General features: G+C 28.8%; 17 protein-coding genes and 2 pseudogenes. 15 read left to right on the top strand and 4 right to left on the bottom strand.

From position 1 onward, the window contains the following. Positions 1-54 precede the first annotated feature (54 nt). Positions 55-1,014, bottom strand: a complete 960-nt coding sequence (locus L1S46_RS00360) for a DNRLRE domain-containing protein (protein ID WP_077829659.1) — start codon at positions 1,012-1,014, stop codon at positions 55-57. 413 nt (positions 1,015-1,427) lie between these two features. Beyond that, positions 1,428-1,712: a hypothetical protein gene (locus L1S46_RS00355; protein WP_012060868.1), complete on the bottom strand. Its 285-nt coding sequence runs from the start codon at positions 1,710-1,712 to the stop codon at positions 1,428-1,430. Positions 1,713-2,076: 364 nt separating this feature from the next. Here L1S46_RS00355 and L1S46_RS00350 point away from each other — a divergent pair, with 364 nt between their 5' ends. The 8 genes from L1S46_RS00350 to L1S46_RS00320 all read left to right on the top strand — a co-directional run bounded on the left by L1S46_RS00350 (position 2,077) and on the right by L1S46_RS00320 (position 12,073). Then, positions 2,077-4,587, top strand: a complete 2,511-nt coding sequence (locus L1S46_RS00350) for a glycosyltransferase (RefSeq protein WP_238898774.1) — start codon at positions 2,077-2,079, stop codon at positions 4,585-4,587. Further along, complete coding sequence (locus L1S46_RS00345; RefSeq protein ID WP_238898772.1) at positions 4,584-5,546, top strand: NAD-dependent epimerase/dehydratase family protein; 963 nt, start codon at positions 4,584-4,586, stop codon at positions 5,544-5,546. The genes L1S46_RS00350 and L1S46_RS00345 overlap by 4 nt, the downstream gene beginning before the upstream one ends. Continuing rightward, complete coding sequence (locus tag L1S46_RS00340; RefSeq protein WP_238898770.1) at positions 5,539-6,642, top strand: DegT/DnrJ/EryC1/StrS family aminotransferase; 1,104 nt, start codon at positions 5,539-5,541, stop codon at positions 6,640-6,642. Before L1S46_RS00345 ends, L1S46_RS00340 begins: the two co-directional genes overlap by 8 nt. Further along, the gene (locus tag L1S46_RS00335; RefSeq protein ID WP_077829663.1) at positions 6,635-7,672 is read left to right on the top strand and encodes a hypothetical protein; all 1,038 of its coding nucleotides are present in this window, start codon (positions 6,635-6,637) and stop codon (positions 7,670-7,672) included. The genes L1S46_RS00340 and L1S46_RS00335 overlap by 8 nt, the downstream gene beginning before the upstream one ends. Positions 7,673-7,690: 18 nt before the next feature. Then, the gene (locus L1S46_RS00330; protein ID WP_238898768.1) at positions 7,691-8,581 is read left to right on the top strand and encodes a UDP-3-O-(3-hydroxymyristoyl)glucosamine N-acyltransferase; all 891 of its coding nucleotides are present in this window, start codon (positions 7,691-7,693) and stop codon (positions 8,579-8,581) included. Between the two features lies 1 nt (position 8,582). Continuing rightward, positions 8,583-8,711: a hypothetical protein gene (locus tag L1S46_RS26230; RefSeq protein WP_275298941.1), complete on the top strand. Its 129-nt coding sequence runs from the start codon at positions 8,583-8,585 to the stop codon at positions 8,709-8,711. A gap of 202 nt (positions 8,712-8,913) precedes the next feature. After that, entirely contained in the window at positions 8,914-10,230 is a 1,317-nt protein-coding gene (locus L1S46_RS00325; protein WP_238898767.1) for a nucleotide sugar dehydrogenase, read from the top strand. Positions 10,231-10,285: 55 nt separating this feature from the next. Further along, positions 10,286-12,073, top strand: coding sequence for a glycosyltransferase (locus L1S46_RS00320; RefSeq protein ID WP_238898766.1), 1,788 nt, complete (start codon positions 10,286-10,288; stop codon positions 12,071-12,073). Between the two features lie 462 nt (positions 12,074-12,535). Here L1S46_RS00320 and L1S46_RS00315 read toward each other — a convergent pair. After that, a pseudogene (locus L1S46_RS00315) lies at positions 12,536-13,013 on the bottom strand (PTS glucose transporter subunit IIA). Positions 13,014-13,388: 375 nt separating this feature from the next. Between L1S46_RS00315 and L1S46_RS00310 the strand changes: the two are divergent. The 3 genes and pseudogenes from L1S46_RS00310 to L1S46_RS00300 all read left to right on the top strand — a co-directional run. Continuing rightward, positions 13,389-14,069: pseudogene (locus L1S46_RS00310) on the top strand (PTS transporter subunit EIIC); the annotation flags it as partial. Positions 14,070-14,095: 26 nt separating this feature from the next. Further along, the gene (locus L1S46_RS00305; protein ID WP_238898930.1) at positions 14,096-14,242 is read left to right on the top strand and encodes a hypothetical protein; all 147 of its coding nucleotides are present in this window, start codon (positions 14,096-14,098) and stop codon (positions 14,240-14,242) included. After that, positions 14,239-14,691: an SIS domain-containing protein gene (locus tag L1S46_RS00300; protein ID WP_238898765.1), complete on the top strand. Its 453-nt coding sequence runs from the start codon at positions 14,239-14,241 to the stop codon at positions 14,689-14,691. Before L1S46_RS00305 ends, L1S46_RS00300 begins: the two co-directional genes overlap by 4 nt. An 86-nt stretch (positions 14,692-14,777) precedes the next feature. Here the strand turns inward: L1S46_RS00300 and L1S46_RS00295 are convergent, their stop codons facing one another. Next, positions 14,778-15,848, bottom strand: coding sequence for a diguanylate cyclase (locus L1S46_RS00295; protein ID WP_077829668.1), 1,071 nt, complete (start codon positions 15,846-15,848; stop codon positions 14,778-14,780). Positions 15,849-16,027: 179 nt separating this feature from the next. Between L1S46_RS00295 and L1S46_RS00290 the strand changes: the two genes are divergently transcribed. From L1S46_RS00290 to L1S46_RS00275, 4 genes are all read left to right on the top strand, one after another. Further along, positions 16,028-16,354 (top strand): hypothetical protein, encoded by a 327-nt coding sequence (locus L1S46_RS00290; protein ID WP_012060854.1) that lies wholly within the window; start codon positions 16,028-16,030, stop codon positions 16,352-16,354. Positions 16,355-16,685: 331 nt separating this feature from the next. After that, entirely contained in the window at positions 16,686-18,956 is a 2,271-nt protein-coding gene (locus L1S46_RS00285) for an N-acetylmuramoyl-L-alanine amidase (protein WP_077829669.1), read from the top strand. Positions 18,957-19,421: 465 nt separating this feature from the next. After that, the gene (locus tag L1S46_RS00280) at positions 19,422-21,407 is read left to right on the top strand and encodes an N-acetylmuramoyl-L-alanine amidase (protein WP_077829670.1); all 1,986 of its coding nucleotides are present in this window, start codon (positions 19,422-19,424) and stop codon (positions 21,405-21,407) included. Positions 21,408-21,698: 291 nt separating this feature from the next. Beyond that, positions 21,699-22,097, top strand: a complete 399-nt coding sequence (locus L1S46_RS00275; RefSeq protein ID WP_238858768.1) for a hypothetical protein — start codon at positions 21,699-21,701, stop codon at positions 22,095-22,097. Positions 22,098-22,303: the final 206 nt, after the last annotated feature.

The raw sequence follows: 22,303 nt of genomic DNA, 5'->3' as shown, positions 1-22,303 counted from the left end.
TATTTTTTTTATGTGCTTTAAAAGCCCTCATTATTATTATATAAATTCTAGGAACTAAAAGCCTTTATAGGAACCATATAAAATCACATCTTCTGCATCACCAGATTGAATAGGAGGGCTTACAGCAATATTATACGTTTTATCTATAGGAAGAGGAGTATTATTTAAGGAATTATCATACTCATCTGATACATAATAATGATTTACTTGTCCACTAGAAGCGCGAGTTACTTGTAAATCTACAACTATATAATAAACTGATGTTGGAGCTACAGTTCCTGTCACTCGTACCGTTCTAGTAATGGAGGTATTTGAGGGGAATGGATTGCAATTACCTCCGCAAGCTTCTTTACAAACTTTAAATAAAATCGATTCAAGTTCTTCTTTGCATATTTTTATATATTTCTCACAACAATCATCTTTGAAGTATTCATCGTTATATTTTTTTTTACAACAATCCTTAGAATATTTATTAGTACATTCCTTTTTCAAACATTTATTGGGGGAATATGGATCATAATTTACTATTATAAATGGCATAAGATAGTTGTCTGAACTTTTTACAGATCCGAAGCTTGTGAGTATATCTTTATTTCTTCCATATAGTATTATACCTTTATTTTTCAAACTATTTTTTACCCATGACGAAACTATTGTTGTAATATCTATTGTTACTGATATATTATCTGTCAATGGATAAAAGTTTATTACAGTATAATGATCATAATTAGGAGAATTATTATAAGTTGTATAAGTACTGAAGTATTCATAGAGCGGACTTATGGAGAATTTTTTACTAGTATCATAATAAAAATTATCAGTTTTGAAAAGCGTAAGCTTTGCATTATGAACTGTAGCATTAGTAGGTATTGATGAGATATCCCAAAACAAATAACTGTAGTAGTTATAGTTACCATCAGCGCCTACTATTATTTTATCTTCATTTAGACTTTTATCAGAATATTTATTTGTAATGCTTAGGCTTTTAATAGCTGGAATTGTAATACTATTCATTATTAACCTCCATTTCTCCGATACTATTGCAATATTATAGTATTACTTCACATTACTTAAAAACAGGTTCCACTTTAATATAGTATATGAGATCTATAAAAAGGAGTGAATAAACATACTATTCAAATTTTATACAAATAGCTGAGTACTTTATGTGGAATTATTTTCAAAGATAATTAGAAGATTAAGATATACTGTATGTTATATTTAACACAATGAAAAAATAATAAGTTCATCAGTCAAGATTATTTAATTCTTTAGAGAAAATTATAATACAGTCAAATACGTGGATGACTTTTAGAAGTATGTTAAACTCACACCTTGCGAAGCAGATTTTTTATAAAAATTATATAGGCATATTAAAAACATGGAGTCGGATATTAGACTCCATGAAATTTATATTATGGTTCTTATTAATGTTTGAAGCTATTTATAACGGTTGTCGAACTAACTGATTGGGTACCAAATAATTTAGGAGTAATAATTATCTGATAGTTACCAGCCCCAGCCCATACTTCAGCAGTAGCTCTTGTAGCGCTAGCAGCAACTTGAAATGTTTTATAAAAAGTTTCATGACCACCATTACGAGAAGCAACGGCTTGTATTTCAATAAAACCTGCATCATTGTGTGCAGGGATAGTTCCTGTAGCATAAATTGTTTGAATAGTGCTGTTTTGAGGCGTATCAAAACTTGCCATTAAATAACATCTCCTTTAATTGATTCCTTAGATTTTTTGTATATTTATAGTATATTATATTATTGTTTTTTAATTGTGATACAGCAATACATAATTTAGTGGGGGAAGTAAATTATCTTAAATTTATGATTAAAAGAATTCTATTGATCAATTTGTATTAAGTTAAGGCACGTAAAAATAAATAACAAGTCCAGTTTGTCATGGATATTTTTCATCAGATAAATTGACTATTATTTTTTTGAATACGCTAACATTAAATTCATTTAGAAGTAAGATTCAAAAAAAGTCAATAATAAGAAATAATAAATCATAATTTAAATCAGCAGAGAGTAGAATATTATAATCAGAATTTTGGAGTGGTTTAATGAAAGACAACTTGGTTAATATTGTAATGCAATCAAAGGATGAATTAATTAATGATACTGAAAATTTAAAAGAAGATATTTCATGTGTCGTAAAAGATAAGATGAAATTGGCGTTTTTTGTAAGGCTAGGATTAGATAGTTTTTTAGGCGATATTATTGAGGGTCTGTCACAAGAATATGAGATAAAAAAAATTATAGTAACAGAATATAAGCAAATTGAAGATGGTATGCAATGGGCAGATATTTGCTGGTTTGAATGGTGTGATGAATTAATAGCATATGGAAGTAAATTAGAGTTAGCTAGAGAAAAGAAAGTTATATGTAGGCTTCATAGTTATGAAGCCTTTACAGATTATATTAATAATGTGACTTGGAACAGTATAGACAAGCTAATAGTAGTAGGAGCACATATAAAAGATTTCATTGTTCAAAATTTTAACATAGATGAAAAAATAATTAGTGTTATCCCAAATGGAATAGATGAAAAAAAATGGACATATAAAGAGCGAGAAAATGGATTTAATATAGCTTATGTAGGATATATTAATTATAAGAAAGGTCCTATGCTTTTATTGCATACATTTAAGGCTATTTATGATGAGGATAACAGATATAAATTATATATTGCAGGAGTTTTTCAAGATAATAGAGATGTACTTTACTATAATCAAATGGTTAGAGAATTAGGATTAGAGAATAATGTTATATATGAAGGTTGGCAGAATGATTTAGATAAATGGCTTGAAGATAAAAATTGTATTTTATGTACAAGTGTTCTTGAATCACAAAATATAAGCGTAATGCAGGCCATGTGCAAAGGAATAAAACCAATAATACATAATTTTGTAGGGGCTAGAGTAATATATCCATCTCAATATGTATGGAATACGATAACTGAAGCTGTCGAAATGATTTCTGATAAAAATTATACTTCAAAAGTATATAGGGCATTTATTAAAGAAAGATATTCATTAAATGATCAATTAATAAAAATTAAAGATCTATTGATTAGTTCGTCCGAAAAAGGATCTAAAGAAAATTTGAATTATATAAATCCAGATCATTTAAGGAAAAGTAGTGACCAAGTTGATTTAATGAAAACAAAATTTATGGTAAATTCAGATGACATGACTAATACAGAAGCATTATTTGATTATTTATTAAGCATCAATGATGAAGAAAGCTATATGAAATATTTAAGTGAGTGGTTTATAAGAAGTAAATATGAATTAACATTCAAATTCAATTATTATTATGGAAATATGTATAGGAGATTTACTAGTTATTCAAGATTTAAATATATGCAACAAAATGTATACGAGGAAATGGATAAAATCGGGGAAAGAATTTTAGATGAGAATTATTTGACTTATTTTAATAATAAAAAAATGAGTTTAAAAGAAAATAAGAGAAAGATTTTATTTATATTAAATGGTTTGGATATACATCAGAGTGTAACACAATTCTTTATAAATTATTTAGAAAGTTCTGAGAATGCTAAAGATAGATATTCAGTATTGAGTCTTTTAAATAAGAATGAATTTAATAACAGTAAAGAAAGTATAGAATATTTTAATAATTTAAATGTAAATTTACTTGTACCAATTAGCAATTCTATTGAGGATAAAATTAAAGAATTCTACACCTATATAAGTGAAGAAAATTTTGATTATGTAGTATATCAAAGTTTATATTTTGCACCGATAGGAATATTGTTATACCCATTATTAAAAAAGGTTTGTAAAATTATTGGAAAAATTCAATTTCAACAGCCGGAAGATTATTTTGATAAGAAATTAGATTTTTGTTACACGTATATTAAAAAAGATAATTGCTGTGAAAATATATTTGAATTAATTTCACCAATAAATACTGAGTTAGTGGATAAAAATCTTAATATAAGAACTTTATTTAATATTGATAGGAAGAAAAAAGTAGTAATTTCAATTGGAAGGTCTATAAAGTATAAAAACAATGAATTTTGGAATTTTGTAATTAAGCTTATTAATGAAATAGATGACATATGCCTTGTTGTATTTGGAGGCGATTATAGCGAGTTTGAAGAATATGTTCCAAGTAAATTAATCCAGGAATGCAATGTGATTTTTGCAGGATTTAATTTAGAAGCATCATCATATCTAAAAAGTTGCGATTTTTATTTGAATTCATATCCTGGTGGAGGATACTCTTTAGAAGAAGCTTATTATGCAGAATTGCCTATTATTACTTTTTATAAAGAAGAAAATGATGAAGCATTTGATGTAATGAATGCTAGCTATATGGCTCCAGCATATTTATATAATAATGCAAAAACTATTTTCCCTAAAACAGGTGATTTTGATAAATTATTAAGTTATTCTAAAAAATTAATTCAAGATAAAAGCTTTAGAAATACTGTGAAAATGAATAGAAAAATAGAAAGCAATAATTTGAAATTTGAGTATTTTGTAAAAGAGTTTGAAAAATATATAGATAATATAGCAAATAATAATGGGAGAAATAATAAATGATAAAAAGTAAAAAAATATTTCTAACAGGTGGTGCAGGCTTTATAGGCACAAAGTTGTGCGAAAAGCTTAGCAGTAATAATGAATTATTAATATATGATAATTTAAAGAGAAACTCGATTAAAAATACAAAATTATTAAATAAAGATAATATAAAATTAGTTAAAGGAGATATTTTAAATTTTAATTTTTTAAAGCATGTCATAGATGAATTTAAACCTAATATAGTAATCCATTTAGCTGCGATTGCAGGAATAGATACTGTTATAAAAAATCCAGTGAGTACTATGAAGGTCAATATGATTGGAACTTATAATATTCTTGAATCATTAAAAAATCAAAAAATAGAAATATTTATAGATTTTTCAACTTCGGAGATATTTGGATCTTATGCATATAAAGTTGATGAAGCTCATACAACAAATTTAGCTCCTGTAGGGGAAGCAAGATGGACTTACTCAGTCTCAAAACTTGCAGGGGAACATTTAGCTTATAGTTTTTATAAGGAGTATGGACTTCCAATCGTAACAATAAGGCCTTTTAATATATATGGAGATGGTCAGGTTGGTGAAGGCGCGATTCATCAATTTGTTGTAAGAGCCATCAAAAATGAACAGATACAAATTCATGGCGAAGGAAATCAAATACGATCTTGGTGCTATATTGACGATTTTATAACAGGAGTAATGTTATGCTTAGATAATGAGAAAGCAATAGGACAAGCGTTTAATATTGGAAATCCAAGAGGAACTATTACTATAGCTATGCTTGCAAAATTAATAAAGAGAATAGCAAAGTCTAAATCTGAAATTGTTTATATACCAAAGAATTATGTGGATATAGAACTTAGAAGTCCAAGCATAGAAAAAGCTAAAGAGATTTTGAAATTTGTACCTAAGTATGATTTAGATGAGGGGTTAGAAAGAACAATTAAGTGGTATAGAGGTGTTCTAAATGATTAAACTCGCTTCTCCAGATATAGGGCAGGAAGAATTGGATGAAATAAAAAAAGTTTTTGATTCAAAATATTTGGTGCAAGGAGATAAAGTAGAAGAATTTGAAAATCAATTAAAAGAATATTTAAATGCTAAATATTGTTTTGCTGTTAGCAGTGGAACTGCTGCATTGCATTTAGCTTTGCTTGCTATTGGAATAAAGGCAGATGATGAAGTTATAGTACCTGATTTTACTTTTCCAGCAACAGCTAATGTAGTAGAAATTGTAGGTGCTATAACTAAGTTTGTAGATATTAAACTAGATAGTCTATGTATAGATACAGATAAAATAGAGAATGCAATTACTGATAAAACAAAAGCAATAATACCTGTTCATGAATTTGGACAGTCAGCAGATATGGATAAAATAGTGACCATAGCTAAAAAATACAATTTAAAAATCATAGAAGATGCTGCGTGTGCACTTGGAGCGGAATATAAAGGGAAAAAGGTCGGAACGATTGGAGATATTGGTTGTTTTAGTCTTCATCCAAGAAAAGCTATAACAACGGGTGAAGGTGGAATCGTAGTTACAAATAATTCTAAATTAGCAGAAAACATTAGAATACTCAGAAATCATGGACTGAACTATAAAAACGGGAAAATAAGCTTTGTAGAGGCAGGTTTAAATTATAGAATGACAAATATCCAAGGAGCTATTGGAACAGTACAAATGAAAAAATTAGAATTAATAAATGAGAGAAGAATTGAATTAGCAAATAAGTATAATAATTTGCTTAAAAATGTGAAGTTTATAACATTACCAGAAGAAAAAAGTTATGAAAAATATGTTTGGCAGACATATCATATACTTTTAGATAAAAGAATTGATAGAGATAAATTAATTATAGAGTTAAAAGATAAAGGAATAGAAACTAATTTTGGTGCTTATGCTGTACATGAAGAGCCTTACTATAAAGAGAAATATGGGTATGAAAATTGTCAATTTTACAATTCTGTATATGCTCATAAGCATGGAATAGCATTACCTTTGCATAACAATATTTTGTCGAAAGAGATAATTTATATTGTATCAGAATTGGAGAAAATATTAAATGAATAATAATATAATAATGTATTTCAAAGAAAATGGAATGATAAATCCAAAGAGAAGTATTAATCTAATATGCAAAGCGATAAAATTTACTAAATTGGATTTAAGTGGACTTATAGTTTTTACTGAGGCTGCATGTGGGGAGTTTATATATACGCCTATAATAGCAGCAATGGCTGGGGCTAAAAAAGTGTATGCAATAACTAAAGACTCAAAGTATGCATCTAAGGATGAGGTGAAAAAGAAAACAATGCTATTTGCTGAACTTTGTGATGTTGTAGATAAAATAGAGATAGTATTTGATAAGAGGAATATCAATCAAGCTGATATAGTAACTAATTTAGGTTTTGTAAGACCTATTGATAAAGAAACAATAGATATGATGAAAGAAAATGCAGTGATTCCATATATGTGTGAAACATGGGAATTAAGAAATGAGGATATAGATATAGAGTATTGCAAACAAAAAGCTATTAATGTAATGGGAACAAATGAAAATTATCCAGGATTAGATACATTCAAATTTAGTGGTCCACTTGCAGTGAAGATGTTATTTGATGTGGGCATAGAGATTTATAAAAGTAAGATTGTAATTGTAAGTAATGATAATTTTGGACAGATTATATACACCACATTATCAAAATTGTCATCAGATGTAGTTGTGATAAAAAATTTATTAGAAGAAAACCATGATTTATTAATAAATACAGATGCTTTAATTGTAGCAGATTATACTTCAGAAAAATGTTTTATAGGCATGAATAATTCAGAAATAACATCAAAGAAATTGAAATCATTGTCAAGTTTTATAACAGTGATACAGTATTCTGGGATAGTGGATATTGACGATTTAAAAGAAAACTGTATAAATTTTTATCCAGATTATAAAGTTGGAAATTATAGAATGGGCAAAACATTAGCATATTTAGGACCTAAACCAATAATTGATTTACATTGCGCTGGACTTAAAGTTGGAGAAATCATGTATAAAAATAGTAAAAAACATATTAGAAATAAATTGTGTCAAGAATTTTTATAAGTAGGAGGAAGGTGAAAAATGAAATTATCTGAATTAGTTAATAAGATAGAGAATATTAGTATTTATAATGATGGAGAATTTGATAATCTTGATTATTCAAACTCTAAGACGAGAAGTAGGATTTTAACATTTATTAATGATGAAAAATATATACACACATTATCAGAATCTGTAACTTGTATAATATGTGATGCTAAAATAGCTAAAATACTTCCTAATAAATATGGGATTTGTTTATCAGAGAATCCACGTTTAAGTTTTTACTTAATCCATAATTGTTTATGCAGAGATCTTAACTTATATAATAAAGAAGAGTTTGAAACTATTATAGGAGATAATTGTATAATACGTGATAGGAAAGGTATAAGCAGAAAAAATGTAATTATTGGTAATGGTGTAACTATAGAGGAAAATGTTATTATTAGAGAGAACGTTAAAATATTGGATAATTCAGTGATTAGATCTGGAGTTATACTCGGAGGTGAAGGATTTCAGTTTAATAAAGAAGGAAGAATTTTTTTTATTGAGCATTGTGGCGGTGTAGAAATAGGTAGGAATGTTGAGGTGCAATACAATACCTGTATTGATAAAGCAATGTTTCCATGGGATAATACTGTAATTGGAGAAGAAACAAAAATTGATAATTTAGTACATGTAGGACATGGAGCAAAGATTGGTAAAAGATGCTTAATCGCAGCTAATGCATTAATTGGTGGGAGTTCAATCATTGGAAATGATTGTTGGATTGGTGTAAGTGTAACTATATCAAATGGACTTATTGTAGGTAATAATGTGAGTATTAAAATAGGAGCTGTTGTTACTACCAATATAGCAGATGGAAGCGCTGTTTCAGGAAATTTTGCAATAGAACATAGCAAATTTATTAAATTTATTAAGAGTATAAGATGAATTGTATATTTATGCTTTATGTGTAGTTATAGAGTTAACGTTCAAGATAAATGATGTAGTAGTAGTCAAAAATCTAGATAGCAATGTTGTGGTTGCTGGAAATCCAGCTAAACTATATAATAACAGTTAAATAATAATAAAGAATAAGAATGGGATAACATATACTTTTCTTTAGTATATGTTATCCCATTCTTATTTTTTAAATATACTGCAAAATCAAAGAACTAATTAATAAGAAAAACATATTATATTATTGAACTTAGGCACATTCAAATAAATAATAGATGCATTTGCCTTAACTGAAAAAAATTGACTAACCAGGGGAGAATTTAATGTTAAATAAGGATAACTTGAGTTATAAGATTAATAATAAAACAGCAACTATAGGTATTGTTGGGTTGGGATATGTAGGTCTGCCTTTAGCGGTTGAATTTGCAAAAAGTGGATATAAAGTATTGGGATTTGATATTCAAGAGAAGAAAGTTAATATGATTAATAATGGTGAAAATTATATTAGCGATGTTATGACTGAAGAATTAAAGTTTGTAATTAAAAATAGAAGATTAAAAGCGAGTAATGAAATTAAGTTTTTGAAAGACACAGATGTAATATTAATTTGTGTTCCTACTCCATTAGATAAATATCAACAACCTGACATAAGCTATGTTAAAGAATCTACAGAATCAGTTGGAAAGTACTTGCATGAAGGGATGCTCGTAATTCTAGAAAGTACAACCTACCCAGGAACTACTGAAGAATTAGTATTACCTACATTAGAGAAAATGTCTGGTTTAAAGTGTGAAAAAGATTTTTACTTAGCGTTTTCACCTGAAAGGGTGGACCCGGGAAATTCAATATATAATACTGCTAATACAGCAAAGGTAGTCGGAGGAGTAGGGAGAGATAGCACGAAAATAGCAGCAGCATTATATAGAAAAGTTTTAAACAGCGAAATTTTTGAAGTATCTACGCCAAAAGTAGCTGAAATGGAAAAAATTCTTGAAAATACTTATAGAAATGTAAATATTGGATTAATTAATGAAATGGCAGTTATATGTAATAAGATGAATATAAATATTTGGGAGGTTATAGAAGCAGCAAAAACTAAGCCTTATGGGTTTCAAGCATTTTATCCAGGTCCCGGGCTTGGCGGGCACTGTATACCATTGGACCCATATTATTTAACATGGAAAGCTCGAGAATACGATTATCACACAAGACTTATAGAAACCTCAGGAGAAATCAATAATTTTATGCCTCAATATATAGTGCAAAGGTCTGCTACTATATTGAATAAATTTAATAAAGCTTTAAATAAGGCAAATATCTTGATATTAGGAATCGCCTATAAAAGTGATATAGGCGATTATAGAGAAAGTCCAGCGCTTAAGATAATAGAAAATTTTCAAAAACAAGGTTCGGAAGTAAGATTTTATGATCCATATATATCATCTTATATGTATAAAGGCGAAGAGCATTATGGAATAAAATTGACACAGGAAGTATTAAGGAATGCAGATTTAGTTATTATAACTACTGCCCATAAAAAATATAACTATAGTTTTATTCAAGAAAATTCTATATTCATATTTGATACAAGAAATGCAACTAAAAATGTTCAAAACAAAGATAATATTGAATTGCTATAAGATACTAAAAATATCTATGGAATTAAGAATATATTCCATAAGATAGGAGGATTGCATGAAGAATCAAGTAAGTTTGTGTATGATTGTAAAAGATGAAGAAGAATATTTACCTAAATGTCTCAAAAGTATTAAAGATATTGTTGATGAAATAATAGTAGTTGATACAGGTTCTACAGATAAAACAGTAGAAATTGCCCAAAATTATGGTGCGAAGATTTATTACTTTAAATGGAATAATAATTTTAGTGAAGCCAGAAATGAATCTTTAAAATACGCCACAAAAGATTGGATATTCATATTAGATGCAGATGATGAGTTGAGTTTAGAGGGAAGAGAAGCCTTTAAAGTATTACTAGATATGGAATTAGATGAAAAAGCAATTTATCATTTTGAAACATTAAGTTACTATGGAAGTGTGATAGAAAATGGTAATATTGCTGTAAATTTAAATCCACGGTTATTTAAAAATTATCGTGGTATCCATTATGAAGGGGAAGTTCATAATCAATTAATTAGGGTAGATGGAGATTATAATGCTGTTTGCAATGATGTAAAAATATATCATTATGGATACCTTGATAAAAGAATCATTTCTAAAGATAAAAGAAATAGAAATATACCTATTTTGAATGAGCAAATTAAAAAAGATCCTAATAATAAATTTGCTTATTTTAATTTAGGAAATGAATATGGGGCAGAAGATGATACGAATAAAGCGTTGGAATGCTACTATAAAGCCTATGAAAATTTTACTCCCAATATAGGTTTTGGTTCCTTATTGATATTACGAATAATTGTCTCTAATTTAATATTAAAAAAATATGATGAAGCTTTAAAATTTATAAGTATAGGGAATTCGAATTATCCCAAATGTACAGATTATTATTTTTATGAATCGATTGTTTGGAAAGAGACCGATAGACCTACTCTTCAAATAAAGGCATTGAAAAAATGTATTGAACTTGGTGAACCGCCTTCTGAATTTAAATTTATATTTGGAACATGGAGTTATAGAGCTTATTATGAGTTAGGTAAGGCCTATATGAAATATAGGGATTATTATACTGCTTATAATTATTATGTTGATGCGTTGAAATCAAAACCTGATTATATTGAACCTTTATATGATATAGCAGATGTATTAAAAGCACAAAATGTATCACTGGAAGAGATGAAAAGAATAATGGAAGAGTTTTTTCCAGAAGACAAAAAGGTTCATTATGGAACTATTGCTGATTTATTTTATTATATTGGATATTACAACATAGCATTAGAATATATAAAAGAATATGAAGAATCAGTAAATGTTACTGAAAATACAATCATGTTAAAATCAAGATGTCTTATAAGAACTGGAGATTTTAAAGAATGTACTAGTATAAATTATAATGATAAAAAAAGCTCAAATTATGTAATTTTGTCTATGTATAAAGTTTTAAGTTTCGTATTACTAAATAGATATGAAGATGCATTATTTATAGTAAATAGTTTTAACGCAAAGAATTTATCTAATTATGATAAAAAGTATTTAGGAGTATATTCTGAGTTAATAAAATTAGTAACCCAAAAATCAACAAGTATGTTGTCAGAGGATGAAAATGATAAAGAATATATGAATATAATTTTAGAAGTTATAGAAATATTGCTTATAAATAATGAATTTGATGGATTAACAGTAGCAGTTAATTTGCTGAATTTAGTAAACACTAAATATGCATTACTTTATCTTGGGAAATTATATTATAAACATGGGTATGTTGATCTTGCGAAGAAAGAAATATTAAGATCAATAAAAGAAGTAGATATATATGATGCAGAAGGATTAGATATATTAAAATACTAAATTAGTTAATAGAGGTATTCAAACCATAGATCATACTTATGGGATAGTTAACCGAAATTGAATAAACTTTTGTTCCATAGGGTTATGAAATTTTTAATAAGAGGTTTCATGTGCAAGGTTGTGCCAATTTTTGCATAATTCTAACATAAAATTAGGACAAGCAAAAAAACGCATAACCTTGTATTAGGAATTCTCACAGTTCAGATTCAATGATTGTTTCACGAAATGCATGTAATTTCTAGTATGGAAACACATTCTAATTAGAAGTCTAATTAATTGTTTATCTATAGAAATTTTTTTAAAATTTATTGTATTTATTAGATAATAATGGTGAATTGTCATTCTTTATGTGATATTTATGTTTTGTTGAATTATTATATTACAAAGGAATGACTTAATTATTTTATACAATAAAGCAAAAGGGAATCTTTACTTTCGGTAAGTTAACACATAACTTGGAAGTTATAAGCTACATTTTAATACAACATCTTTGCCTCCAGAAACTTGTTTGCTAATAATGGGATTTAATGATTTTAATTTATCATGATTTACTATTATAACTGGAGTTATTAGTGATAATCCTTTGGATTCTATGAGTTTTCTATCTATTTTTAAAATAGGTGTGCCAGCAGTTACTTTAGTGTTAACAGACTTTAGGATTTCAAATCCTTCACCGTTTAATGAAACAGTTTCTAAGCCTACATGAACTAATGATTCAATTCCATTGCTAGTTGTTATTGCAAAAGCGTGTCCACTATCCATTATTAATGATTATAGTACCATCACAAGGTGCAACAACTATATCACCAGTGGAGTTAATTGCGATTCCATCACCTGCCATTTTGTCTGCAAATACTGGATCAGGAACTTCGCTTAGATCTATAGTTCTTCCTGAAATAGGAGCAATTATAGTTAATGGTTTCTTAAAAAAATTAAACATAAATATATGACTATATTAAAGATATTTTTAGATATATTCTACTTTATTGGGATATATAAGGAGAAAATGTTTCTAAACGATAATCTTCAAAAAGTCATTCACCTCTCTTTCGTGTATTATAATTACATAACGTTGACATAATTACAATGAATTATACTAGTCAACTTTCTTATTGATATGTGTATTCTTAAGTAGAATGCGTAAAATAAAATCACAAGATTCAACTAAGGTGTATTAAGTATAATATAGGTTAATTTTACTTATATTTTATTTAAAGGCAATAGTATTACATAATAGTGTGAAAATTCACGTAAAAAGTGAAAAGTTTCATAAAGGTGTAGTATGGCTTCCAATAGGAATGCCTCCATGCAAAATGCAAGATGTTGCATGGAGGCATTCGTATTATATTTAACATTTCATTATTTTCTAAGTACTATCATTTCACAGTGGGGCGAATTTTTTGGAGTTGATTTCTCTGCTCAAGTAGTAGGAACTAGAGGTCTCACCATGATAGCCGATATTAAGACATTGGACATGGGAATGATTGGTGCATTACTCATTTCAGGACTTGTAATTTATTTACATAACCGTTTTTTTGATACTGAATTACCAGAATAGTTGGAAACGTTTAGCGGATCTACATTTGTATTTATGATTGGATTCTTTGTTATGATTCCAGTAGCAGTTCTTGCGGCATTTATATGGCCTAAAATTCAACTTGGAATGCATAGTTTTCAAGGTTTTGTAAAAGGTGCAGGGGCATTAGGTGTATGGGTGTTCATTTTCTTAGAACGTGCTTTAATTCCATTTTATGTGGTTGAAACTTCGAATCCAGAATATACTCGTGCAAATGAAGTAATGGATGGAAGAGAAAAACATGTATTTGGAATATGTAAAAAAATTATTGAAAGTGCTACAAGCAAAGACAGAGGTTTTGAAGTGGATGCACATGCAACATATATTGTAGATTTAGCATGTGCAATAGCTGAAAATACAAGGGAAAGATTCTTACTTATAGTTCTAAATGAAGGTGCTGTAGAAAACTTCGATAGGACAGCAAATGTAATGTTTCTCATACAACTATTTTACGCTTTACACATAAATTAGGATTACAAGGGCATAGTGAAATGAAAATTCATTTCAAATGGGAAGATAAGCAACAAAATTCATTCGATAATAAAGAAATTGAAAAACATATAAAGATATTGAGAAGACCATGGAAATTATGAAAGAAAGAGATTTCTACGATGTATTTGAATTAGTTGAGAAGGCAGATAAAAATTATGTTTATGGATCTGGAGCAGTACAAAAAAATGCAGCAAAAGATTTAAAGCGTAGTATGATTTTTGGCAATAAGCTAATCTATGTCATAGAGGGAAGGGAAGAAACTAACATTATTTTAGATGCTTTATCTTCAAAAGATATTTTTTTCTTATTATCTTTATCCGGAAACAATTTATTTATGAATGAGTTTGCGCAAAAGTTAAAGGAAAAAGATGTGAAAATTATTTCTATTACTCAGGTTGGAAATAATGAATTAGCTTCCATCAGCGATATTAGCCTTCAATTCTATACACATCCAATTTCAGTAGGAGAAAATAAAACAAAACTTTATTCAACTACACAATTTTTTCTGATAAATCAAATATTGCTTTTAAAATACTTAGAATATAGATAATGCTTTTAAATCTAACGGCAGATTTATTACTTAAATAAAACTGAGATTCAGGTGAATTTAATCTACACCTGAATCTCAGTTTCATTTTAGCATACTTTATTTCTTCCTGTGCGCTTTGCTAAATATAATGCATTATCAGCTTTGCTTAAGAGAGTATTTATATTTTTTGTTATATCAGGATAAGAACTAATTCCAATGGAAACTGTTATTTTTGCTGTGGCATTATTGTCAAGTTTAAAAGTATTGCATTCTACATTTTTTCTTATTTTTTCGGCAATATCAACTGCATGTTTGTAATTGCAATCTAGTAAAACTGCAGTGAATTCTTCACCACCATTTCTTGAGATAATATCGAAAGTTCTACAAGAATCAATTAAAAGTTTGCTAAGTTGTTTTAATACTAAATCTCCAGAATGGTGTCCATAGGTATCATTAATATGTTTAAAAAAATCAATATCTATCATGAGAATTGATAAGTTTTCTTTCTTTTGTAAGGTGTTTCTAATTGTTTTATCTAATAGTCCATTAAATGCTCTTACATTATTAAGCCCTGTAAGAAAATCTTTTCTCGAGTCGAATTTGAGTTTTTTATACATTTTATTAGTTTTAGAGATGTAGTTTAACTCATAATAAACTACAGTAGAAACCATTATTATAGAAATAACAAAGTTTCCTAGAACAGGGAGTATAAGATTCATATCTTTTAAAACTAATGAAATCCAAATTATTGTTGATATTATGTTAACTATAGTCATCAAAAAATATTTCTTTGAAAAGTTTATCTTATATCTTGATATAATAGTAAAAATTATTAGTAATATAAATAAATTTACAGAAGTAATTAAAGAAGAATAATTTATTCCAAAGAAAGTAAGTCTAAATAGTATTATTATAAATACACTTATAAAAGTTGATATAAATCCTCCATAAATTGAAGTGATTATAACAGGAATAATTCTAAAATCTATTATTGTATTGTGAGTCAAATTAATTCCATAAAATATAAGTACACATCCAGATAAACCAGATAGCATGCCAAAGCATAATTTGAATTTTACTTTAGAATTTGATTTTATAAATTCATCATTTAGTATGTGGCTCCCTAAATATAAAAAAGATATAAGCATTGCAGCGTTCGCAAATAATAATTTAAGCATAAATTCTCCTTTCGATCTAACATATCTAGCAGTTATAATCTATACTTCTGATAAAATATATTGTTCAAATTATTATTATGTATTTATTAAATAATAATACTTTTATTTATAAAGTAACAAAACGACAAGATTACTCATATTATTATTATATAAAATCTTTGTACATGGAGAGGAAGAGAATGAGTAACTGTAACTATTGTGATCCTGGCTTTGAAAGTCCCGGAGCAAACACTCTTGGAGCAAATTGTAATGAACCAATTAGTGACCTAACTTTGTCTACAATGGTTGTAGGAAATCAAGAAGCCGTATTAAGTCGTTTAGTAACGGTACTATTATTTCTATATGCATTTACTAACCAAAATTTTATTTGTCATTTAATCAATACTAACGAAAAGCTGTTATGTAACCAAATGTGTCTTACAGATAAATTAGTAGACAATTTAATAGACAACCTAAATGACTGTAAGAGCGATCTTGCAGGTTGTAGGAGACACCATAGTCACTAAAAGAGAGCACTAAAACAGGCTCTCTTTTAATTATGTGCAATAAAATATTTTTGTTTGAAGATATATATACATTATAATTCAGCTTATATATTCTAAGCATATCTGATAATGTGTTTTATTAGAACTCTAGATATAATTTTACTATAAAACAGATATATGATTGTAATTAATTAACACATTTACATATTAAAAATTGATTAAAGCTATGAAATTTATTGATAAAAAACAATAACTGTGGTTTTATTCTAAAAAAGTCCACATTTTTTCAAATTTGCCTTTAATGCCATGACGTTTTTTGTTAAAATCAAATGTAAGGAGGTGGCACACTGTTTTGAATATTAAAAAGAAATTTACAACATTTGCTTTAGCATTTGCAGTTGTATTAAGTTTAATTCCAGGATTAAGTGCACAAGCGGCAACTACTGATTTTAAAATAATTTCAGAAAGTAAGGTTACTGCAAAGCAAGCAAAAAGTTGGGCTAAATCTAAAGGAGCAACAGATACTTTTGCTGATTTAGCAGATCTCTACTTCAAATACGCATCAGAACATGGTGATGTAAATCCAGCAATCGCATATGTACAAGCAGCAAAAGAGACTGGATATGGTAATTTTGGTGGTGTTCTAGATGAAAGTTATCACAATCCATGTGGACTTAAAAATCCATCTGGTGGAGGCGATACTGATAAAAATGCACATCAAAAATTTGAAAGTTGGGATGAAGGTGTACAAGCACATTTGGATCATTTGGCTCTATATGCAGGAGCAGATGGATATCCAAGAAAAGATACGTATGATCCAAGACATTTTGTGACAATTAAGGGTAAAGCAACTACGGTAAATTCTTTGGGTGGAAAGTGGGCACCTAGTGCTACATATGGAGAAGAAGTTAATGCATTATACAAAAATTTAATGGATTATGCTGGAATAGATTATCCAAAAGATAATGGTAAAACTCCAGATAATCAACCATCAAATGCGTCACCAAATCCAGCAACTCCTGAAAGTAAGCCTAGCGCACCAAATGCATCTGATATTATTACAGAGAATAAACCTCAAAGCTCAAATGATACTGTAGACAATAGTGTTAGTATAACATCAAATATTGGTTGGAAGTATGAGAATGGAGCTTGGTATTACTACAAATCAGATACTACCAAAGCAGTCGGTTGGATTAAACCAGATAAAAATTGGTATTACTTAAATGATGAAGATGGTAAAATGACAACTGGCTGGATAAAAGATAATGGAACATGGTACTATATAGATAAATCAGGTGCTATGGCAAAAGGTTGGAGGCAAGTAGATAATAACTGGTATTTACTAAAGGATTCAGGTGTCATGGAAACTGGATTTCAATTTGATGGATCAGGATTATATTATCTAAATGATTCTGGAGCTATGGCTACTTATAATGGTTGGACAAAGATAAATAATAAGTGGTATTACTTTGAGAAAAGTGGAAAGATAAAAATTGGATGGTTCAAGGAAAATGCTAAGTGGTATTATCTTCAAGGCGATGGAAGCATGGTAACTGGTCTTAAAAATATAGACAATAAGAAGTATATGTTTAATGATAACGGAACCATGACTACTGGTTGGATGAAATTGAACAATTACTGGTATTACTTTAATACAGATGGCAGCATGGCATCAGGATGGATTATTGATAATGGAACTTACTATTATTTGTATGAAACCGGAGCTATGGCGAAAGGATGGATTAATCTTGGTGGAGCGTGGTATTATTTAAAAGACAGTGGTACAATGGCGACAGGATGGGTTACATCTAATGGAGATTCGTATTACCTAGATACTTCAACAGGAAGAATGGTTACTAATACAACAATAGATGGATTTAAGATTGGCTCTGATGGGAAAAAGCAGGCTTCATCTAATCAAAATGATGAAGATAGTTCAGGAAATAATACTCCAACAGATCAAGACGATGAAGATAATTCAGGAAATAGCCCTTCAGCAGGAAGTAATTCTTCAAATGGTAAAAAGACTATAGTAATAGATCCAGGACATGATTATGGCAAAGATTACGGTGCTGAAAGCACTATTGATGGAGTTACTTACAGTGAAACAGTTCTAAATATGCAAGTTGCAGATAAGTTAAAGACAGAACTTCAAAATAGAGGATATAATGTGATAATGACGAGAAATCTTGGTGAGCAGCCTTCATATGGCTCATTAGTTGCGAGTCTTACTCATAGGGTTGATGTTGCAAATAATGCTAATGCAGATTTCTTTATAAGCGTACATCATAATTCAGCTGGGGAGACAGCGAAAGGCGTTCTGACTCTTTATAGTTCAGAATCCCAGGACTCTAAGTTTGGGGGAAAACTAGATAGCAATAGAATAGAAAGAAGTAAGCAAATGGCAACTCTTATAAATAATAATATTGCTAATAAGCTTGGCTTAAATAATAGAGGTGGACAGGAACAAAATTTATTTGTATGTAGAAATACCAATATACCAGCAGTTTTAGTTGAAGTTGGATTTATAACCAATAAAGAAGAAGCAGCAAGATGCGCTGATCCAGCTAGTCAAAAAAAGGTAGCTCAAGCAATAGCAGAAGTTATCGCTGGTAATATTTAAAATGTAATTGTATTAAATTAACTAAGATCCAGGGAGAAAACTAAAGTTGGATATAGTTGAGTTCATACCATCAATATGTATATTATAATTACAAAATTTACAGTAGATAAGTATTAAATAAATGCTTTGAAGTGTTATTCAATAACATTTCAAGGTTTTTATCTATTTATCAGAGTATGTATTAGCAAAGTCGTTGGTTTTAGTAAAAGCATTTATTATTAGTAAGACTAATATTTAGCGAATTGTATAATTAAAGAATATAAAAAATGTAAATTTATGTAGCCTTGTTGCTAAGTTTATGATTATATTCGATAATTTTCCTTAAGATAGTGCCATATAATTGGATATATTAGTACCTAAAATAGAATAAAAGCTTGTACTATATAATAGGCAAACTACTTTTAGGGAAAATTTGTCTATATAATTTTTGTTCTTTAGAACTAAATAGAACGGGGGAAAGCTGTTTTGAAGGCTATTAAGAGATCGACTACATTATTTTTTGCTTTTGTGATAGTTTTAATATTAATTCCTATTACTAGCGTAAAAGCTGCTATCACTGATATTAAGATAGTATCAGAGACGAAAGTAACAGCAAAACAGGCTGAACAATGGGCTAAATCAAAAGGTGCAACAGATGCGTTTATTAATCTGGCAAAGTTATATTGGAAGTATTCGCCAGAGCATGGAAATGTTAATCCAGCTGTGGCATATGTGCAAGCTGCAAAGGAAACAGGCTATGGTAAATTTGGAGGAGTTATAAATGAAAGCTACCATAATCCATGTGGATTGAAAATAAGTGCTGGTGGATTGGATAATGATCCAAATGCTCATCAAAAATTCAACACATGGGATGAAGGTGTTCAAGCTCATTTAGACCATCTAGCACTTTATGCAGGTGTAGATGGATATCCAAGGAGTGATTCATATGACCCAAGGGATTTTATTACCATAAAAGGTACAGTAGTAACGGTAAATGCTTTAGGTGGAAAGTGGGCTCCAAGTCTTACATATGGAGAAGAGGTTAATCAATTATATAATGATTTATTAGTCTCAGCAGGAATTGTATCAAAATCAGATAATGACACTTCTAAAAATTCTGGTAGTGATAACGACTCAGGCAAAACTGTAGGAACTGATAAGCCTCAAACAAATACAACAGTTCCAACTGGAATGGAAGCAACCAAGCCAATCCCAGCATCGCCGGATGGTAGTAAAGGTATTTCTTCATCAATAGGTTGGAGATTTGAAAATGGAAATTGGTACTACTACAACTCAGATGGATCTAAAGTTACTGGGTGGATTAAGCCTGATGGTAACTGGTATTACTTATATAGTGATGGAAGTATGGCAAAAGGCTGGAGCCTTTTAAGAGGAAAATGGTATTACTTTAAATCAAGTGGAGCAATGCAGCTTGGATGGATAAAGGATAGCAATAAGTGGTACTATCTTCAAGGAGATGGAAGTATGATTACTGGATTTAACTTGATTGATGGTAGGAAATATTTTTTAGATTCAAGTGGAGCAATGAAGACTGGATGGGTTTCAATTAGTGGACAATGGTATTATTTCAATAGTGATGGAAGTATGCTGACTGGATGGGTTAAACCAGATGGAAGCTGGTACTATTTGTATTCTAATGGAGTTATGGCGACAAATTGGCTTCAGCTTAATGGAACATGGTACTATTTAAGAAGTAATGGTACTATGGCAACAGGCTGGATTTTATCTGGAAATGCTTATTATTATCTATTACCTGTTTCAGGGGCAATGGCTAAGAATACAGTTGTAAATGGATGGCAGATAGGTGAAGATGGAAAAAGAGGAGATAGAATGCCTGGAAGCACAAATGGTAAAGTCATAGTTATAGATCCTGGACATAACTTTGGTGGTGATGATGGCGCTTATTCAACCAATGATGGTATTACATATTCCGAAAGAGATTTAAATATGCAAGTTGCGGATAAGCTAAAAGAAAAGCTTGAAGCAAATGGATACACAGTAATAATGACTAGGAAATCATCTGATAGAGAAGTATTAGGAGTTAATCAAAGCCTTACTAATAGAGTTAATATAGCAAATAATTCAAAGGCTGATCTATTTATAAGTTTGCATCACAATTCAGCTGATGCAGAATCTGCAAGAGGAGTTGAAGTTTATTACAGCTCAAAATCACAAGATGAAAGTTTTGGCGGGGGATATAGTTACGATAGGCTTTCTAAAAGTATGAATATAGCTTCATCCATAGCATCAGCTCTTACAAATAGTACGGGTGCCATAAATAGAGGTGCTAAAGATGGTAATTTATTTGTATGCAGAAATACTACAATGCCAGCTGTTTTAGTCGAATTAGGATTTATAACAAATACAAATGAAGCTAAAAAATGTGCAGATTCATCATATCAAGATGTAGAAGCAACAGCAATTGCTAATGCAGTTTCAACAATAATTTAAATGATTTTACTGCTGAACAGAATTGGTAATTTAATAGCTATAAAAATATAGTGAGAAAAGTTTTAATACAATATACTGATATAATATTTGGTATATTGTATTATTTTTTATAATAATACTTACAGTAAAGAAGTGAGTTCATATTTAAACTAATAGGTTGTAAAATTTTGCAGGATTTGATTACGAATGTATATCATAAAAAATTAATGGATTATTAATAATATAAATGTTGATAGATCTTATTAATTATACTATATTTTATATTAATAGAATTCAAGAGAGGTGAAGTCCATGGATAGGTTAAGAAGATTTATGTTTGGAAGATATGGTGGAGATGAATTATCTAAAGCATTACTTGTTTTATCTTTTATACTACTGTTGATAATGAATTTCGTACCAAAGGATTTAAGATTTTTAATAATATTAGCATATATTCCTGTTATTATATGTATGTTTAGGATATTTTCAAGAAATATATATAAGAGAAGAAATGAGAATTATAAGTATTTAAAAATTAAAAATAAAATAGTAATGTGGTTCAAGAATAATATAAATAGAATAAAAACATTAAAAAACTATAAATATTATACTTGCTCAAATTGTAAGCAAAAATTAAGAGTGCCAAGAGGAAAAGGAAAAATTTCTATTACATGTCCGAAATGTAATAGTTCGTTTAAAGGAAAATCATAAAGTGTTTCACTTAGGGAATATGAATAAGATTATAGAAGTTTAATAAAAGTACCTTCCATAATATATAACTGCTGTATTATATTATGGAAGGTTATTTTTTATTTAGATATTAATATAAGATTATTCATTATTTTATATTATATGATTTTTAGGTAAATTTAATGAATACGCCTTAATACATTCATATAAAGGATATAAATGTCTAA

Source organism: Clostridium sp. YIM B02500 (assembly GCF_022324665.1).
Classification (GTDB): domain Bacteria; phylum Bacillota; class Clostridia; order Clostridiales; family Clostridiaceae; genus Clostridium; species Clostridium beijerinckii.
Note: the sequence above shows the minus strand (reverse complement) of the source record. Positions and strands in the feature narration are given on the sequence as shown.

Bases quoted from the DNA above. Each gene is read 5' to 3' on its own strand.
- L1S46_RS00275 (WP_238858768.1), top strand. From the start codon at position 21,699: ATGGATAGGTTAAGAAGATTTATGTTTGGAAGATATGGTGGAGATGAA.
- L1S46_RS00330 (WP_238898768.1), top strand. From the start codon at position 7,691: ATGAAATTATCTGAATTAGTTAATAAGATAGAGAATATTAGTATTTAT.
- L1S46_RS00345 (WP_238898772.1), top strand. From the start codon at position 4,584: ATGATAAAAAGTAAAAAAATATTTCTAACAGGTGGTGCAGGCTTTATA.
- L1S46_RS00350 (WP_238898774.1), top strand. From the start codon at position 2,077: ATGAAAGACAACTTGGTTAATATTGTAATGCAATCAAAGGATGAATTA.
- L1S46_RS00340 (WP_238898770.1), top strand. From the start codon at position 5,539: ATGATTAAACTCGCTTCTCCAGATATAGGGCAGGAAGAATTGGATGAA.
- L1S46_RS00290 (WP_012060854.1), top strand. From the start codon at position 16,028: ATGAGTAACTGTAACTATTGTGATCCTGGCTTTGAAAGTCCCGGAGCA.
- L1S46_RS00295 (WP_077829668.1), bottom strand. From the start codon at position 15,848: ATGCTTAAATTATTATTTGCGAACGCTGCAATGCTTATATCTTTTTTA.
- L1S46_RS00325 (WP_238898767.1), top strand. From the start codon at position 8,914: ATGTTAAATAAGGATAACTTGAGTTATAAGATTAATAATAAAACAGCA.
- L1S46_RS00300 (WP_238898765.1), top strand. From the start codon at position 14,239: ATGAAAGAAAGAGATTTCTACGATGTATTTGAATTAGTTGAGAAGGCA.
- L1S46_RS00360 (WP_077829659.1), bottom strand. From the start codon at position 1,014: ATGAATAGTATTACAATTCCAGCTATTAAAAGCCTAAGCATTACAAAT.
- L1S46_RS00355 (WP_012060868.1), bottom strand. From the start codon at position 1,712: ATGGCAAGTTTTGATACGCCTCAAAACAGCACTATTCAAACAATTTAT.
- L1S46_RS00320 (WP_238898766.1), top strand. From the start codon at position 10,286: ATGAAGAATCAAGTAAGTTTGTGTATGATTGTAAAAGATGAAGAAGAA.
- L1S46_RS00335 (WP_077829663.1), top strand. From the start codon at position 6,635: ATGAATAATAATATAATAATGTATTTCAAAGAAAATGGAATGATAAAT.